This is a genomic window from Micromonospora tarensis (genome assembly GCF_016803395.1).
In the GTDB taxonomy this organism is placed as follows: Bacteria; Actinomycetota; Actinomycetes; order Mycobacteriales; family Micromonosporaceae; genus Micromonospora; species Micromonospora tarensis.
Genome location: NZ_JAEVHL010000143.1, coordinates 1 through 16,735 on the forward strand (window position 1 = coordinate 1; position 16,735 = coordinate 16,735).

10 protein-coding genes and 6 pseudogenes are annotated in these 16,735 nt (G+C 72.3%); 9 read left to right on the plus strand and 7 right to left on the minus strand.

What is annotated here, in order from left to right; translation table 11 throughout:
* Positions 1 to 857 (minus strand): annotated as a pseudogene (locus tag JM949_RS23355) (hypothetical protein); the annotation flags it as partial.
* Between the two features lie 205 nt (positions 858 to 1,062).
* On the opposite strand from JM949_RS23355, the pseudogene uvrB reads away from it, so the two are divergent.
* The 4 genes and pseudogenes from uvrB (at position 1,063) to JM949_RS23375 (ending at position 5,718) form a co-directional block, all read left to right on the plus strand.
* Positions 1,063 to 3,170: pseudogene (gene uvrB / locus JM949_RS23360) on the plus strand (excinuclease ABC subunit UvrB).
* Positions 3,167 to 4,147, plus strand: a complete 981-nt coding sequence (locus JM949_RS23365; protein WP_309232290.1) for a helix-turn-helix domain-containing protein — start codon at positions 3,167 to 3,169, stop codon at positions 4,145 to 4,147. Before uvrB ends, JM949_RS23365 begins: the two are co-directional and overlap by 4 nt.
* A 115-nt stretch (positions 4,148 to 4,262) precedes the next feature.
* A complete protein-coding gene (locus JM949_RS23370; RefSeq protein WP_203150477.1) occupies positions 4,263 to 4,631 on the plus strand; it encodes a VOC family protein in 369 nt (122 codons plus the stop codon).
* A gap of 229 nt (positions 4,632 to 4,860) precedes the next feature.
* Entirely contained in the window at positions 4,861 to 5,718 is an 858-nt protein-coding gene (locus tag JM949_RS23375; protein WP_203150478.1) for a helix-turn-helix domain-containing protein, read from the plus strand.
* Positions 5,719 to 5,844: 126 nt separating this feature from the next.
* On the opposite strand, the gene JM949_RS23380 is transcribed toward JM949_RS23375, so the two are convergent.
* Positions 5,845 to 6,138, minus strand: coding sequence for an antibiotic biosynthesis monooxygenase family protein (locus JM949_RS23380; protein WP_203150479.1), 294 nt, complete (start codon positions 6,136 to 6,138; stop codon positions 5,845 to 5,847).
* 530 nt (positions 6,139 to 6,668) lie between these two features.
* On the opposite strand from JM949_RS23380, the pseudogene JM949_RS23385 reads away from it, so the two are divergent.
* A pseudogene (locus tag JM949_RS23385) lies at positions 6,669 to 7,666 on the plus strand (TerC family protein).
* Positions 7,667 to 7,924: 258 nt separating this feature from the next.
* On the opposite strand, the pseudogene JM949_RS39285 reads toward JM949_RS23385, so the two are convergent.
* Positions 7,925 to 8,158, minus strand: a pseudogene (locus JM949_RS39285) (C40 family peptidase); the annotation flags it as partial.
* Between JM949_RS39285 and JM949_RS39290 the strand changes: the two are divergent.
* Complete coding sequence (locus JM949_RS39290) at positions 8,082 to 8,345, plus strand: hypothetical protein (protein WP_309232291.1); 264 nt, start codon at positions 8,082 to 8,084, stop codon at positions 8,343 to 8,345. The pseudogene JM949_RS39285 and the gene JM949_RS39290 overlap by 77 nt on opposite strands.
* Before the next feature lie 338 nt (positions 8,346 to 8,683).
* Here the strand turns inward: JM949_RS39290 and JM949_RS23395 are convergent, their stop codons facing one another.
* Positions 8,684 to 9,781 (minus strand): mandelate racemase/muconate lactonizing enzyme family protein, encoded by a 1,098-nt coding sequence (locus tag JM949_RS23395; protein WP_203150480.1) that lies wholly within the window; start codon positions 9,779 to 9,781, stop codon positions 8,684 to 8,686.
* Positions 9,782 to 9,825: 44 nt separating this feature from the next.
* On the opposite strand from JM949_RS23395, the gene JM949_RS23400 reads away from it, so the two are divergent.
* The gene (locus JM949_RS23400; RefSeq protein WP_203150481.1) at positions 9,826 to 10,623 is read left to right on the plus strand and encodes a tyrosine-protein phosphatase; all 798 of its coding nucleotides are present in this window, start codon (positions 9,826 to 9,828) and stop codon (positions 10,621 to 10,623) included.
* Positions 10,624 to 10,637: 14 nt separating this feature from the next.
* Here the strand turns inward: JM949_RS23400 and JM949_RS23405 are convergent, their stop codons facing one another.
* Both JM949_RS23405 and typA read right to left on the minus strand, forming a co-directional pair.
* A complete protein-coding gene (locus tag JM949_RS23405) occupies positions 10,638 to 11,477 on the minus strand; it encodes a serine hydrolase (protein WP_203150482.1) in 840 nt (279 codons plus the stop codon).
* Between the two features lie 112 nt (positions 11,478 to 11,589).
* Positions 11,590 to 13,458 carry a translational GTPase TypA gene (gene typA, locus JM949_RS23410; RefSeq protein WP_203150483.1) on the minus strand — a complete coding sequence of 623 codons (1,869 nt, stop codon included), beginning with the start codon at positions 13,456 to 13,458 and terminating at the stop codon, positions 11,590 to 11,592.
* 133 nt (positions 13,459 to 13,591) lie between these two features.
* Here typA and JM949_RS23415 point away from each other — a divergent pair.
* A pseudogene (locus JM949_RS23415) lies at positions 13,592 to 15,007 on the plus strand (DedA family protein).
* A gap of 177 nt (positions 15,008 to 15,184) precedes the next feature.
* Positions 15,185 to 15,928 carry a lytic transglycosylase domain-containing protein gene (locus tag JM949_RS39295; RefSeq protein ID WP_309232292.1) on the plus strand — a complete coding sequence of 248 codons (744 nt, stop codon included), beginning with the start codon at positions 15,185 to 15,187 and terminating at the stop codon, positions 15,926 to 15,928.
* A 15-nt stretch (positions 15,929 to 15,943) separates the two neighbouring features.
* Here the strand turns inward: JM949_RS39295 and JM949_RS23425 are convergent.
* Positions 15,944 to 16,735: pseudogene (locus JM949_RS23425) on the minus strand (MMPL family transporter); the annotation flags it as partial.

Genomic DNA, 16,735 nt, shown 5'->3' on the forward strand with positions numbered 1-16,735 from the left:
CGCGGGCGATCCAGCGCGCACCGTCGTCCGGCACCGTCCGGGCGTCCGGACGGTCGGCGGCGAGCCCGAGGAGCAGACCGAGCACCGGTGCCAGGTGCGACCGGGCCCACCGGCAGCCGCTCGCGGGCGATCCAGCGCGCACCGTCGTCCGGCACCGTCCGGGCGTCCGGACGGTCGGCGGCGAGCCCGAGGAGCAGACCGAGCACCGGTGCCAGGTGCGTCCCGGGGGCGAGCCGGTGCAGCCGCCACCGATCCGCCGGAGGCACCAGGGGCGGTGCGGCGGGGGTGGGTACCGCCGCCGGGTCGGGCCGGATCACCAGCACCGGGCCGCTCTGCTGCAACAGCCCACGCTCGGCACCCGCGCCCGGCCCGCCCACGTCGAGGTAGAGCAGCGACCGGGACCAGTCCACCCAGCCCACCAGTTCGATCCGGCCGGCACCGGCACCGGCGCCGGCGGTGACGCGGACGCCGGCACGCAGGTCCCGCAGGTTGGTGACCCGTAACGCGGCGAGCCGTTCGCGCTCCGCGACGGTCAGCGGTCGGGCCGGTTCGGCAGGGTCGGGTGCCCAGCTCAACAACCCGAACACCAGCGCCGTCGCGGACGTCAGCGCGGTCAGGCCGAGCAACAGCAGCACGGTACGCCGGCGCCGGCCGGCCGGGGCCGGGTCGACGGTGTCCGCGGTGTCCTCGTGGGCGGTGGTCGTCCCGGCTCGCGCGGGGTTCCCCAGTGCGGTGTCAGGTGCCGAGGTCGAAGTGGTGTCCACGGAGATGAAACGGGCGGGGAGGCACCGGGGTGACGAGCAGGGGCGCTCGCGGCGGCCGGTCTGCGCCTTGAGCGCGACCACATCGGTGCGCACGCCGGACGAGCCGGGTGCTGCGACCGCAGTGCCGGGGGTGGCCGGCCGTGATGACGGCCTGGCCGCCGGCCCGGTCGCCGCCGCGAGCGGCCTACATGGAGAGGGTAGTCCCGGTGACATGGGCCACACAATGGGAATATTGAAGCCGGTCACGTAGCTGGCGTGACGGCCGTTCCTGTCGGACCTCCGGCGTACCGTTGATGGCATGGCGCTTGACATTCCCCGGCTCGACAACCGCTTCCAGGTCGTCAGTGACTTCCAGCCGGCCGGCGACCAACCGGCGGCCATCGACGATCTTGAGCGCCGGGTTCGGCGCGGCGACCGCAACACCGTGCTGCTCGGCGCGACCGGCACCGGCAAGAGCGCCACCACGGCGTGGCTGATCGAGCGCCTGCAGCGCCCGACCCTGGTGCTCGCCCCGAACAAGACGCTCTGCGCGCAGCTGGCCAAGGAGTTCAGCGAGCTGCTGCCGCACAACGCGGTCGAATACTTCGTCTCGTACTACGACTACTACCAGCCCGAGGCGTACATCCCGCAGACCGACACCTACATCGAGAAGGACTCCTCGATCAACGAGGAGGTGGAGCGGCTGCGGCACTCGGCGACCATGTCGCTGCTCACCCGCCGCGACGTGATCGTGGTGGCGACCGTCTCGGCGATCTACGGCCTGGGCACCCCGGAGGAATACCTCAACCGGGCGGTGAAGGTGCAGGCCGGGCAGGAGCTCGACCGCGACCAGTTGCTGCGCCGGCTGGTCGACATCCAGTACGCCCGCAACGACATGGCCTTCCAGCGCGGCACCTTCCGGGTCCGGGGCGACACCCTGGAGATCATCCCGGCGTACGAGGAGCTGGCGGTCCGCATCGAGCTCTTCGGTGACGAGGTGGAGAAGCTCTACTATCTCAACCCGTTGACCGGCGACGTGGTCCGTGAGGTCGACCAGCTGGTGATCTTCCCGGCCACGCACTACGCGGCCGGTCCGGAGCGGATGGAGCGGGCGATCCGTGACATCGAGGTGGAGCTGGCCGAGCGCCTCGCCGAGTTGGAGCGGCAGGGCAAGCTGCTGGAGGCGCAGCGGCTGCGGATGCGCACCACCTACGACATCGAGATGATGCGGCAGGTGGGCTTCTGCTCCGGCATCGAGAACTACTCGATGCACATGGACGGGCGGCTGCCCGGCAGCCCGCCGCACGCCCTGCTCGACTACTTCCCCGACGACTTCCTCACCGTCGTCGACGAGTCGCACGTGACCATCCCGCAGATCGGCGGCATGTACGAGGGCGACGCGTCCCGCAAGCGGATGCTCATCGACCACGGCTTCCGGCTGCCCAGCGCGGCCGACAACCGCCCGCTGCGCTTCGACGAGTTCCTGGAGCGGGTCGGCCAGATGGTCTACCTGTCCGCTACCCCCGGCACCTGGGAGATGGAGCAGGCCCAGGGCGAGTTCGTCGAGCAGGTGATCCGTCCCACCGGTCTGGTCGACCGGAGGTCGTCATCAAGCCGACCAAGGGCCAGATCGACGACCTGATGCACGAGATCAAGCTGCGGACCGACCGCGACGAGCGGGTGCTGGTCACCACGCTGACCAAGAAGATGGCCGAGGACCTCTCCGACTACCTGCTGGAGAACGGCATCCGGGTGCGCTACCTGCACTCGGAGGTCGACACGTTGCGCCGGGTGGAGCTGCTGCGCGAGCTGCGCAAGGGCGACTACGACGTGCTGGTGGGCATCAACCTGCTCCGGGAGGGTCTGGACCTGCCCGAGGTGTCGCTGGTGGCGATTCTCGACGCCGACAAGGAGGGCTTCCTGCGCAGCGGCCGGTCGTTGATCCAGACCATCGGCCGGGCGGCCCGCAACGTCTCCGGTCAGGTGCACATGTACGCCGACAAGATCACTCCGTCGATGGCGGCGGCGATCGAGGAGACCGACCGGCGTCGCGCCAAGCAGATCGCGCACAACGAGGCACACGGCATCAGCCCGGAGCCGCTGCGTAAGAAGATCCACGACATCCTGGACGACATCTACCGCGAGGCGGAGGACACCGAGAGCTCCCGGGTCGGGGGCGCGGTGCGTCAGCTCTCCCGGGGCAAGGCGCCGGTCAAGGAGACCCGCAGCCGGAGTCGGGCCGCGGCCACCACCACCTCGCGGGAGGGGATGGCCCGCGCCGACCTCGCCCAACTCATCCAGGAGCTCAACGACCAGATGCTGGCCGCCGCCCGGGAGTTGCAGTTCGAGCTGGCGGCCCGGATCCGCGACGAGGTCTCCGACCTGAAGAAGGAGCTGCGCGGCATGGACGCCGCCGGCGTGAAGTGACAACCACCCGGTTGGCCCGGCCCGGCGGCCGCTCGGGCCGGGCGACCGGGGCATCCGAAGGGCGGGCGCTGTTGACGGCGGCGGCACCGATCGGTGAGCTGGTCCCCGGGCTGCCCGACGTCAGCCTGCGCCCGTTCGTCGACCGCTACCTGGGCTACCGGGAGCGCGCCGACGTGCCACTGGTCCGCCGGGAGTCGGCGGGCGTCTTCGTGGTGCTGATCCTGGGTTGGGGCGCTCCGCTGGACGTGACCGATCCGCGCAGCGCGGAGCGCGGCGTCACCGCTGTCGACTCGTTCGTGGCCGGCACCTTCGACGGCTGGTGCACCACGCGCACTGTGGGTGTGGGAGAGGGCGTCGAGTTGCTGCTCGCCCCGCTGACCGCCCGCCGGCTCCTCGGCCTGCCGCTGGGCGAGCTGACCAATCGGGCCGTCGGGGTCGGGCAGCTCCCGGGCCGCTGGCTGGATCGGCTGCGCGGCCGGCTCGCCGAGGCCCCCGGCTGGCCGGAGCGGTTCGCCCTGCTCGACCGGGTGCTCTCGGCCCGGCTGGCGGCGTCCCCGCAGGTGGACCCACGGCTGGACTGGGCGTGGCGGTGGCTCGTCGCCGGCGGTGGGCGGGGGAGCGTCGGTGTGCTCGCCGACGAGCTGGGCTGGAGCCGGCGGCACCTCGCGTCCCGGTTCCGGCAGGAGATCGGGCTGCCGCCGAAGATGGCCGCCCGGCTGCTGCGTTTCCAACGGGCCTCCGCGGCGCTGACCGACCTCGACGCGAGCGTCGGGCCGAGTCCCGTGGGTGGGCCGGACCGGGAGGCGCCGGGCGGTGCCGAGCGAGCGGGGAGCACGGTGCCCCCGCTCGGCGTGGGGCGGGCCGTCGACTGGGCCGCGGTGGCGGCGGGCTGCGGCTACTACGACCAGTCCCACCTGATCCGGGACTTCCGCCAGTTCGCGGGGGCGACGCCGGCCGCACTGCTCGCCACCTGGTGACACCGCCCGATGACGACGGTGTGACCACGGCCGGCTGAGCCGCGGGTGCGACTGCGCCCCGCCGAGGTCACATTCGTCCAATCCGGATCCGCGCCGCCGGCCGCAGAATCGGGTCATGCGAACCATCTATCCGATCTTCCGTTACCCCGATCCCCGGGCCGCGATCGAGTGGCTCGGCGTCGCCTTCGGCTTCCGGGTACACGCCGTGCACGAGGCGCCGGACGGCTCGGTCGCGCACGCCGAGCTGATCCTCGACACCGGCATGATCATGCTGGGTGGTCGGGCCGACGCCGGGCCCCGCCCGGCCGACGATGCCTGGTCGGTCTACGTGGCCGTGCCGGACGTCGACGCGCACTGCGCGCACGCCCGGGCGGCCGGTGCCGAGATCACCCGCGAGCCGTTCGACACCGACTACGGCTCCCGCGACTACGCCGCCCGTGACCTGGCCGGCAACATCTGGTCCTTCGGCACCTACCGCCCCTGAACCTGCCGGCCCGGGTGGGCCCGGCGGCAGCGTCAGCGCGGCCCGGCGGCAGCGCGCCCCGCCCGGCCGATCCGGGACCGGGCGGCTCGTACGCGCCCTGAACTGCGGAAACCGCACGTGCGGGCGGGCTCGGTCGGGGACCGGCACTGAATGCCCCGATTGCGGTGTGCGAGCGAACTATTGCACTGGGTGATCGTCCTGCGTAGTCTCCCTCGGTGGGGAGGCCGGGATGCCGCTGCCAACAAGTCCTGTCATTAGACGTGTCCGTCTCGGCGCAGAGCTGCGCCAGCTCCGTCGGCGTGAGTCGCTGACCCTGGAGCAGGTCTGCGACCGGTTGGGCTGGGCGTCGACGTCGAAGCTGTCCCGCATCGAGCTGGGTCAGAGTCGGCCGGACCTCGCTGACGTGCTCGACCTGCTGGACGTCTACAAGGTACCGACGCCCGCCCGGGACGCGTTGATCGTCATCGCCCGGGACGCGGCGACCAGCCGGGGCTGGTGGAAGACGCTTGGCGAGATGAGCGAGCGGCAGCGCACCTACGCCGAGTTGGAAGCGGGTGCCGCCGAGATCGTGGAGTACCAGCCGTCGGTGGTGCCGGGGCTGCTCCAGACCCCCGCGTACGCCCGGGTGTTGGTCGCGGCCGGCGCCCAGCTCACGCCAGAGGTCGATGTGGAGGCCGAGGTGCGGGCCCGGGCGCTGCGGCAGGAGGTGCTGCGGCGGGCCTACCCGCCGCGCTACACGGCGGTGCTGGCCGAGGCCGTCTGCGACCCGGGTGACCTGCCGGTGGAGGTCTGGCGCGAACAGCTGCGCCATCTGGTCGCGGTGACCGGGCTGTCCCACGTCACGGTGCGGCTGCTGCCGCGTGGAGTGGCGGGCGGTGGCCTGCACCCGCTCACTCCTTATTCCTGCTACGCCTTCCCCGACCCGGCGGATCCGCGCACGGTGATGCTCGAGGCATTGACCACCGACGTCCGGTTGGCCACCGTGCTCGACGTCGACCGCTACGAACGGATGACCGAGTCGCTGCTGGCGGCCGCGTTGTCACCGGAGGAGACAGTTACCGTGCTGGCCCGGCGCGTCGGCGAGTGAGGGTCGCGGTGACGGCGGCCACCGTGGCGCGACGCGCGGCCACCGGGCCCGGCGCCCCCGAGCCCGTCGGGACCGGCGGCCAGCGCGTGCGCGGGGCACGATAACCGAGGGGTACGACAGCTCGGCTCAGGCCGGCACGTCGAGGAAGTGTTCGACCACTGGCGGCCCGGCGAAGTGCGGCCCGATCAACGCCCGCCACCGCTCGAACCGTTCGGTGGCCCGGAAGTTCTGCTCGTGCGCCTCGACCGAGTCCCACTCGACCAGCAGCACGAAGCGGGTCGGTGACTCGATCCCCCGGGTCATCCGCACGGACCGGCAGCCGGTTGCCCCCGCGAGCACCGGGTGCCCCTCGGCGTACGCGGCGGCGAACGCGTCCTCGTGTCCGGGAAGTACGTCGATCAACGCGACCTCAAGCACCATGCCGCAAAGCCTCCCACGACGCTCGGGGTCGGCGCTGCCGCGGGGTCTGTTCCGGCGTCGGCGGCACCCCCGCGGTGGCTTGATGATCATTGACTGGCGCACCGGGGTGGGGCGGACCGGCAGGCACGCCGGGCGGTAGGCCCGTGCGGTGCGTGCCTTGCGACGGCCTGCTCGCGGCCGGCTGGGCGCTCGGCGACCCGACCGCCGCACCCGATGTGCACTAGCCTCCTAGGAAGCGCTAGCGGGTGTGTCGAGTGGCCGGTACCACCGGCTGCCCGGGGTGTGATCACGGCGCGTGGTGGGCAACAATGGTCACCGAGGAGGGGAGTATTCCCCCGCGACGGAGTCGTCAGCACGGTCGATCGCCGGAACCACGGCGGCCCGACCCGGCCCCGTAGGTCACCGCCCCGCTATCGGGTCGGTGGCGGAAGAGACCTCCGACAGTCACCAGAGTGAGCGACAGCGGCACACCGGCCCCCACGGGGGCGTACGGTGTGCCCGACGCCGCGTGTCTGCCGGAGGAATGAACGTTGGACGTGTCCGGATTGGTGTGGGCGGGGACGTTGGTCGCACTGACCGCGGTCCTGCTGGTCGACCTGTTGATCATCGGTCGGCGGCCGCACGAGCCGAGTGTGCGGGAGTCCAGTCTCTGGGTTGCCTTCTACGTCGGCCTCGCCCTGCTCTTCGGCGCCGGGGTGTGGTTGACCTCGGGCGCCAGCTCGGCCGGGCAGTTCTACACCGGGTGGCTCACCGAGTACAGCCTCTCGGTGGACAACCTCTTCGTCTTCGTGATCATCATGGCCCGCTTCGGGGTGCTCGGCAGTACCAGCAGAAGGTGCTGCTCGTCGGCATCGTGCTGGCGCTGGTGATGCGCGGCGGGTTCATCGCCGCCGGCGCGGCGCTGATCTCGCAGTTCTCCTGGGTCTTCTACATCTTCGGCGCGTTCCTGATCTACACGGCGGTGAACCTGGCCCGGCAGGGTGAGCCGGACGAGGACGAGTTCTCCGAGAACGTGCTGATCCGGTGGAGTCGCAAGGCATTGCCGATCTCCAAGGACTACGACGGCGCGAAGCTCACCACCCACGCGACCGGCCGCCGACTGTTCACCCCGATGCTGATCGTGATGATCGCGATCGGCACCACCGACCTGATCTTCGCCCTGGACTCGATCCCGGCGATCTTCGGCATCACCCAGGAGCCGTACCTGGTCTTCACCGCGAACGTGTTCGCGCTGATGGGCCTCCGGCAGCTCTACTTCCTGCTCGGTGGACTCCTCGACCGGCTGATCTACCTGAGCTACGGGCTGGCCGTCGTGCTCGGCTTCATCGGGGTCAAGCTGGTGCTGGAGGCGTTGGCCGACAACAACCTGCCGTTCATCAACGGCGGCGAGCACGTCGGTTGGGCGCCGCACATCCCGATCTGGCTGTCGCTGCTGGTCATCATCGGCACCCTCGGCGTCGCCACGGCCGCCAGCCTGATCAAGTCCTCCCGGGACCGCCGCCGCGAGCTGGCCGACGCCCGACGGTGACCGGTCACCGGCCGGCCGGGTGTCGACCGCGCCCGGCCGGTCAGACCCGGTGTGCGCCGACCAGCGTGGCGGCCCGCTCGGCCGGCAACTGCTCCTCGACGACCCGCCGCCGCCGGTAGCAGGCGTGCAGCATCCGGCGCTGCTCTCCGTCGCCCGGGTTGGCGGTGACGATGCCGATGTGGTGGATCTTGCGGCCGGCCGGGCGAAGAAGTAGAGGTCGCCGGGGCGTTCCGCGCCCAGCGCCAGTGGGGTGGTGGCCACGGCCTGGTCGTCGGCGTCCCGGGGCAGCGACACCCCGAACCGACGCCAGGCCAGGTGTACCAGCCCGGAGCAGTCGATGCCGTGCGCGGAGAGGCCACCCCAGACGTAGACCACGTCCAGCAGCCGCTGTGCGACTGCGAGCGCCTGCTCGGCGGTGGCCGCCGCGACCGGCGTCGCGGCCAGGTGGGCGTCGGGCAGCCAGAGCGGGGTGGCCCGGCCCGGGACGTGCACCGGCCGCCAGCCGTCGCGTGCCGGGCCGGCCGGGGCGAGGCGGGTGCCGACGGCGACGCCGGGTAGCACCACCGGCCCGTTCGGGCTGGCGTGCAGCGCGGTGACAGTGGCGTCCACCACCAACGACTGGTCGGCGTCGGTCGGGTCGACGGTGGCCAGCTGGTCGGCGGGGAGCCAGCCCGGGTAGCCACGGGGGTCCAGCTTGGCGGCCGGTTGTTCGACGGCGACGACCCGGGCCCAACCGTCCGGGCGTAGCTCGCTGACGAGGACCCGCTCGCCGAGGAGCAGTTGACTCAGCACGCAGTCGCCGACCTGCTGGTCGGTGTCCATGGCGGAGACCCAGGCCGAGATGTCGGCGCTGGCGGTCAGGGCCGGGCGGTCGACCGGCCGGACCGCCTCGGGGGAGGTCCACAGCGTCGCCACCGCGACCCGGACGACGGCCCCGCGGCCCGGTTGCAGCTCCACGTCAACCCCCAGATCGTGTCGGCTGTCCGAGGGAAACCATATGAAAGAAACCAACGGCCATCAACCGCTGGATTGCATCTTTGCTTCAGCCAGCCCGCGAATCCCCAGGCCAGGGGCGTTTGGTAACACCACGTTCGCGCCGTCGTAACGAATCCCGCCCTGCACCGGTGACCACGCCAGCCACCACGCGGCGTCCAGGTCGGCCACCGCCGTGGTGCCGTACGCGGCGACCAGGCTCGCCGCCGCGCCGATGCCGATCTGGCTCTCCATCATCGAACCGACCACCGTGCCGAGCCCGTGGGCGGCGGCCAGGTCGAGGAGGGTACGCGCCGGATGCAGCCCACCACACTTGGCCAGCTTCACGTTGACCAGGTCGGCGGCCCGGCGGCGGATCACCTCCACCAGGTCGCGGACTCCGAAGACCGCCTCGTCGGCCAGGATCGGCACCGAGACCCGGTCGCTGACCCAGGCCAGCCCGTCCAGGTCCCACCGGGGCACCGGCTGTTCGACCAACTCCACGTCGAGCCCGGCGTCCTCGATGCCACGGATCACCCGGACGGCCTCCCGAGGCGTCCAACCCTGATTGGCGTCCAGCCGGATGCGGATGTCGGTGCCGACCGCCGCGCGGACCGCGCGTACCCGGTCCAGGTCACCGGCCGCGTCGGTGCCCACCTTCAGCTTGAGCACGCCGAAGCCGTCGGCCTGCCGCTGCCGCGCCGCCGTCGCCAGGTCCACCGCGTCACCGGCGGCGAGCGTGACGTCCGTCGGCACCCGCAGCGTGGTGCCGCCGAGCAGCCGTGCCAGGGGCACGCCCAGCCGTTGCGCGGCGAGGTCGTGCAGGGCGACGTCCACGGCCGCCTTGGCGGCCTCGTTGCCCACCACGGCGCGCTGCACCTCGACGCAGCGGGCGACCAGGTCGTCCGGGTCGCGGCCGATCAGCCGTGGGCCCAGCACCTCGCGTACGCACGCCTGCGCGCCGGCGACCGAGGCGCCGGTGACCTGCCAGACCTGGGGCGCCTCGCCGAAGCCGGACCGGCCGTCGGCGTCGACCAGCTCGACGACCAGGGTGTCCACTGTGGTGGTGCGGCGCAGCGCGGTGACGAACGGGGTGTGTAAGGGGGCCGAAACCCGGTGGGTGCGTACCGCCGAGATCGTCATGTCAGGCACCCTATACGCAGGTTCACGGCGGGAGGGGAGACCGGATGACCGGGCAGGGCTGGGAACTGGTGGGCGCACCGAACGCGCGTGACGTGGGCGGGCTCGTCGGCGCGGACGGGCGGCGGGTCCGCGTCGGCCAGTTGATCCGCACTCCCGCGCTGGGTCGGCTGACCGACGAGGACCTGCCGGTTCTCGCGAAGCTGGGGCCGGCCTGCGTGCTGGATCTGCGTGCCGCCACCGAGATCGAGGTCGCCCCGGCCGACCGGCTCGCCGGTGAACCACGGGTGGTGCGTCTGCCGGTGCACGACCCGGAGCACCCGGTCTTCACGTACGTCTCGGCGGTGCTGCTCGGCCACGACCTGAACGCGTACGCGGAGTTGGCCCGGCGGGGCACGGTGGGGGCGATGGCGGCCATCTACCGGTGGTTCGTGACCGGTGAGTCGGCGCGGGTGGGTTTCGCCGAGGCGGTGCGGCTGGCCGGTCGGCCGGAGAACCTGCCGCTGGTCTATCACTGCTCCGCCGGCAAGGACCGCACCGGTTGGCTCACCGTCATCCTGTTGACCGCGCTCGGGGTGGACGAGGCCGCCATCCGCGCCGACTACCTGCGTAACAACGAGCTGACCGACAGCCTGCGTGCGGTCATCATCGAGGCGATGCGGCGGCGGCAGCCCGAGCTGGACGTCGACGCGGTGCTGCCGGTGCTGGAGGTCCGTGCCGAGTACCTCGACGCCGGTTACGACGAGGTACGCCGGGTGCACGGCTCGTTCGACGGGTACCTGCGTGCCGGGCTGGGCCTCACCGACGGGGACCTCAGCGCGCTGCGGACGCACCTGCTGGAGTGACGGCGGGTGCGGGGTCAGAGCTGGTGGCGCGCGGCCCAGACCTGGGCCGAGACGGTCGCGATCAGCTGGCAGGCGTCGTCGTCGCCGTCGGCCGGTTCGGTGGTGGTGCAGACGGCGATCAGGTAGGGCGGAGCGTCGTCGGGCAGCACCACGCCGGCGCCGTGTCGCACACCGCGTACCCAGCCGCTCTTGTGTGCGACGCGAACGCCCTCGGGCAGGCCGGCGGCCAGATCCTCACGGTGTTCCTGGGCGAGCAGGACGTCAAGCATGGCGGCGCAGGCGGCCGGCGAGGCGAGCCGTCCGGGGGTGTTGGCCCCGGTGGCCAGCGCGCCGAGCAGGGCGGCCAGATCGGCGGCGGTGACCGTGTTGGTGATGCCGGCCTCGCGGGCGGCGAAGTCCTCGATGCCCCGGCCGGTGCCGCTGTTGCGGGCGCCGGCGAGCGCCCAGACCTCGGCCACCGCGGGCAGCCCGACGTGCCCGAGGACGAGGTTGGTGGCGAGGTTGCTGGAGCGCACGATCATCCGGTCGGCCAGCCAGCGGAGTGACGCGGTGCCGCCCAGCCGGTCCCAGACCGCGTCGTCGTTGTCGTAGGGCTGGGCGCAGGAGAACCGGGGCGCGCCCGGTTGGGCGGAGTCGAACTCGTTGACGACCGGAACCGGGGCGTCCAGTTCCAGCGTGCCCGCCTCGGCGGCGCGGTGCAGCGCGGCGAGCACCGCGACCTTCATGGTGCTCGCCGCGTAGTGGGCGGCGGCCGGGTGGCGGGTCCAGGTGGGTGGCGCGTCGAGCCGGCCCACGTACGCCGAGACGGTGCCAAGCACCCGGTCCAGGTGGGTGTCGAGATCATCCCAGGTCATGCCGGTGACCGTAGCGGATCAAGGGCGGGCGGGCTCGGGTACCCGTCGCGGGACAGCAGACGGGCGCGCCGGCCGTGAGCGGCCGACGCGCCCGGTGTCGGGGCTGGTGGGCTCAGCCGGCGTGCTTGCGGCGGGCGGCGGCCCGGCCGCGCTGCTGCTGGTCGAGCACGACCTTGCGGATGCGCACCGCGGTCGGGGTGACCTCGACGCACTCGTCCTCGCGGCAGAACTCCAGCGCCTGCTCCAGGGAGAGCTTGCGCGGCGGGATCAGCTTCTCGGTCTCGTCGGAGGTCGACGCCCGCATGTTGGTGAGCTTCTTCTCCTTGGTGATGTTGACGTCCATGTCGTCGGAGCGGGAGTTCTCCCCGACGATCATGCCCTCGTACACCTCGGTGGTGGGGTCGACGAAGAGCTGACCGCGCTCCTGCAGGTTGATCATCGCGAAGGCGGTGACCGCGCCGGCCCGGTCGGCGACCAGCGAGCCGTTGTTGCGGGTGCGCAGCTCACCGAACCACGGCTCGTACGACTCGAAGACGTGGTGCAGGATGCCGGTGCCCCGGGTGTCGGTGAGGAACTCGGTGCGGAAGCCGATCAGGCCGCGCGCCGGGACCAGCCACTCCATCCGGATCCAGCCGGTGCCGTGGTTGACCAGCTGCTCCATCCGGCCCTTGCGGGTGGCCAGCAGCTGGGTGATCGCGCCCAGATACTCCTCCGGGGCGTCGATGGTCAGCCGCTCGACCGGCTCGCAGGTCTTGCCGTCGATCTCCCGGGTGACCACCTGCGGCTTGCCGACGGTCAGCTCGTAGCTCTCCCGGCGCATCTGCTCCACCAGGATGGCCAGCGCCAGCTCGCCTCGGCCCTGCACCTCCCAGGCGTCCGGCCGCTCGGTGGGCAGCACCCGCAGCGACACGTTGCCGATCAGCTCCTTGTCGAGCCGGTCCTTGACCATCCGCGCGGTGACCTTGGAGCCCTTGACCCGGCCGACCAGCGGCGAGGTGTTGGTGCCGATGGTCATCGAGATGGCCGGCTCGTCGACGGTGATCAGCGGCAGCGCGACCGGGTTCTCGACGTCGGCCAGCGTCTCACCGATCATGATCTCCGGGATGCCGGCGACCGCGATGATGTCGCCCGGCCCGGCGGTCTCGGCCGGCTTGCGCTCCAGGCCCTCGGTCATCAGCATCTCGGAGATGCGGACCCGCTGGGTGCTGCCGTCGGTGCGGCACCAGGCCACCGTCTGACCCTTGCTGATGGTGCCCTGGCGGACCCGGCACAGCGCCAGCCGGCCGAGGAACGGCGAGGCGTCGAGGTTGGTGACGTGCGCCTGCAGCGGGGCGCCGTCCTCGAACGCGGGTGCCGGGATGGTGTCCAGCAGGGTGCGGAACAGCGGCTCCAGGGAGGTGCTGTCGTCCGGCACCGAGCCGTCGGCGGGCTGGGTCAGCGAGGCGATGCCGTCGCGGGCGCAGGCGTAGACGATCGGGAAGTCGATCTGCTCCTCGTCGGCGTCCAGGTCGAGGAAGAGCTCGTAGGTGTCGTCCACGACCTCCTTGATCCGGGCGTCGGGGCGGTCCACCTTGTTGATCACCAGGATGATCGGCATCCGGGCTCGCAGCGCCTTGCGCAGCACGAAGCGGGTCTGCGGCAGTGGGCCCTCGCTGGCGTCGACGAGCAGGACCACGCCGTCGACCATGGTCAGACCGCGCTCGACCTCGCCGCCGAAGTCGGCGTGCCCCGGGGTGTCGATGATGTTGATGGTGACCGGGTCGGAGCCGTCCGCCGGCAGGTAGCGCACGCCGGTGTTCTTGGCGAGGATGGTGATGCCCTTCTCCCGCTCCAGGTCCCCCGAGTCCATCACCCGCTCGGTGTTCTCGCCACGGGCACCGTAGGCGCCGGCCTGCCGCAACATGGCGTCGACCAGGGTGGTCTTGCCGTGGTCGACGTGAGCGATGATGGCGACGTTGCGGAGGTCGGTGCGAAGCTGCATACCCTCTATCCTTCCGCCTGCGCTCGCGCAGGCTGCGTCGGGGTCACCCCCAGGTGCCCCTGATCTATGGTGAAACCGCTGTGCCGGTGGTTCCCCCGGCTGGCATGCTGGCTCCCGTGTCCCGGGGGCCTGAGTGCACGACCTGCTGACCTTCTTGCAGGGTCTGCCCACCCTGTGGATCTACCTGGTCGCCGCGCTGATCGTGGCGGGCGAGACCGCGGTGATCTTCGGCCTGCTCGTGCCGGGTGAGGCTACCCTGCTGCTCGTCGGCTTCCTCACCTACAACGGTACCTTGCGGCTCGGGCCGGCGTTGCTCGCGATGATCGCCGCGGCGGTCCTCGGTGACGGGCTGGCCTTCCGCGCCGGGCGGCGGTACGGCCCCCGGCTGCGCGCCGGGCTGGGTCACCGGGTCGGGCCCGAGCGGTGGCGCCGCGCCGACGCCATGCTCGCCCGCCTCGGCGGGAGGGGCGTGTTCGCGGCCCGTTGGGTGGCTTTCGCCCGGACCCTGGTGCCCGGCTGCCGGCGCGGCGGGCATGTCGTACCGGCGGTTCGCCCTGTGGAACCTGGGTGGGGTGGTGACCTGGGTGGGCGGTTCGGTGCTGCTCGGGCACCTCGCGGGTGAGTCGTACGACACGGTCTCCCGGTTGCTCGGCCGGGCCACCGGGGTGGCGCTGCTGCTGCTGGCCGGGCTGCTGGGGGTGGTGCTCGTCGGCCGGTGGCTGGGGCGCAACCCCGACCCGGTGCGCGCGCTGCTGTCCCGGGCCGGCGCGTTGCCTCCGGTGCGCTGGCTCACGCCCGCTACGGGGTGCTGTTCTTCCTGGTGGCCATGCGTATCGGGCCGGCCTGGACGCTGCTGCTCAACCTGGCCGCCGGGCTGCTGCTGCTCTTCGCCGCCGGGCTCGCCATCGCCGGTCTGCTCTCCGTGGCGGTGCGCAACAGCGGGCTCGCCGCGCTGGACGGCGCCATCGCCGGCTGGTTCGCCGCCCGCCGCACCCCGGACGCCGCGGAGGCCACGTTGATAGTGGTTTCGGTGGTACGCGGCTCGGTGTTGATCGTGTTGGTGGCGCTGGTGGCCGCGGTGCTGGCGTGGCGCAACCGACCCTGGCGGGCGGATCTGCTCAGCGTGGTCGGCACGGTGGGCGCGTTCGTGCCGCTGGTGGTGCTGGCCGTGGTGGCCGAGCTGACCGGGGCGGACGGGACCGCACCGGGCGGTGGTGAGGTCGCCCCGCTCTCCACGCAGAACGCCGTGGTCGCGGCGAGCTTCTGCACCCTGGCCTGGCTGGTGTCGCGCAGCGCCCGGTGGCCGGTGGCGGTGGCGGCCTGGACCGCCGCCGCGGCGGGCGTGCTCGGGATCGGCGGTGCGCGGCTCTACCTCGGGCTGGAGACGGCCAGCGGGACGGCGGCGGCGGTGCTGCTCGGGGTGCTCTGGACGGTGGTGTTCATGGTCGCCTGGGCCACCCGGGACCGGGCGGTGGGGGATCGGGAGCCGCCAACCGACCAGGCGACGCCGCCGTCGCCGGGGCAACGCAGCCCGGTCGAACCTTGCTAGGGTGCGGCGACGTTCACACGGGGGAGGCATCGGCATGGTTCGACGGACCGGCCGGCTGGGCGCTGCGGCGCTGGCCGGGCTCCTGCTGGCGAGCGCGCTGGTCGGCTGTGGCCCCAAGGGGGAGACCTCGCGGCAGCCGGCTGCGCGCCGGTCGCGGTCACCGAGACACCGGCGGTCGTGCCATTCGACGACGAGGTCACCGACGAGCCCACCGAGTCGGCGGCCCGGGTGACGTCGACGGCTCCGTCGCCGAGCAGCCAACCGCCCTCGGCCGCGAAGGTGGCGACCAGGCCGGCCCGCCCGGCCGCGGCGCCGAGGCCGCGCACGGTGCCCCGGCGGCCGATCGAGACCAGCGTTCCACCGCCGGTCCGGAAGCCGCCGCGCCCCGAGGAGTGCCCCACCTACCGGGGCACCCAGGCGACCCGGGCCGAGGTGAAGTCGGCGCTGACCGACGCGGCGAACCGGGTCTACTGGCCGGTCTCGGCACCGGACATCAAGATCCCGCTCGACCTGCTCAAGGCCACCGCCTGGCAGGAGAGCGGCTGGCAGTCGAACATCTACGCCTGTGACGGCGGGGTCGGGCTGATGCAGGTGATGCCGGACACCGCGACCTGGATGAACCAGCGGTTCGAGAAGAGCTACCAGATCGACGACTACCGGGACAACGCCTACCTCGGCGGCACCTACCTGGCCTGGTTGACCAAGTACATCGGCGACATGTACTTCGAGTCCGACTTCCGTCTCGACCCGGCCCTGTGCACCAGCGAGCTGAACTCCTGCCTGCTCAACGCGGTCATCGCCGCGTACAACTACGGGCACGGGGCGGTGGCGCAGGAGGGCAAGCCGCTGGTTATCCCCAACCCGTCGTACGTGCGCAACGTGCGGGCCCTGATGACCCAGTGCGTCTGCCTGTCCTACTGACCCGGTCGGAGCCGGTCAGTCGTGCGCGGCGACCGGCTCCGCTGACCTCGGGGTGGCCTGGCCGAGGTCACGGGTGACCCGGCCGGGCCACCAGAGGCGGTCACCGAGCACGAACGCCAGCGCCGGCACCAGGACCGTGCGGACCAGCAGGGTGTCCAGCAGGACGCCGATGCAGACGATGATGCCGATCTGGGTCAGCGTGATCAGCGGCAGCACGCCGAGCACGGCGAAGACCGCGGCGAGCAGCACCCCGGCGCTCGTGATCACCCCGCCGGTGACCCGCAGGGCGGAGCGCATCCCGTCCCGGGTGCCGGCGCTGCGGGCGTCCTCCCGGGCCCGGGTGACCAGGAAGATGTTGTAGTCCACCCCGAGTGCCACCAGGAACACGAAGGCGAGCAGCAGCACACCGCTGTCCAGGGCGGGGAAACCCAGCACGTGGTCGAAGAGCAGCCAGGCCGCGCCGAGGCTGGCGAAGAACGACGCGATCACGGTGAGCACCAGCAGCACCGGGGCGAGCAGGCCGCGCAGCAGCAGCACGAGCACGGCCCCGACCAGCAGCAGGATGATCGGCAGGATGAGGCGCAGGTCGCGGTTGTTGGCCTCGTCGGAGTCGTAGGTGGCGGCCACGGAGCCGCCGACGATCGCCCCGGAAGGGGTGTCGGCGCGGCGACGGCCGGCGGCGCGGAGCCGGGTACGGCGGCCACCGCCTCGCGCAGCGCCTCGATGGCGCGGTCCGACGCGGTGGTGCCGGGCTCGGCGTCCAGGACCACGTCGACCTGGGCGACGGCCGCACCGGCGTCGCCGGGG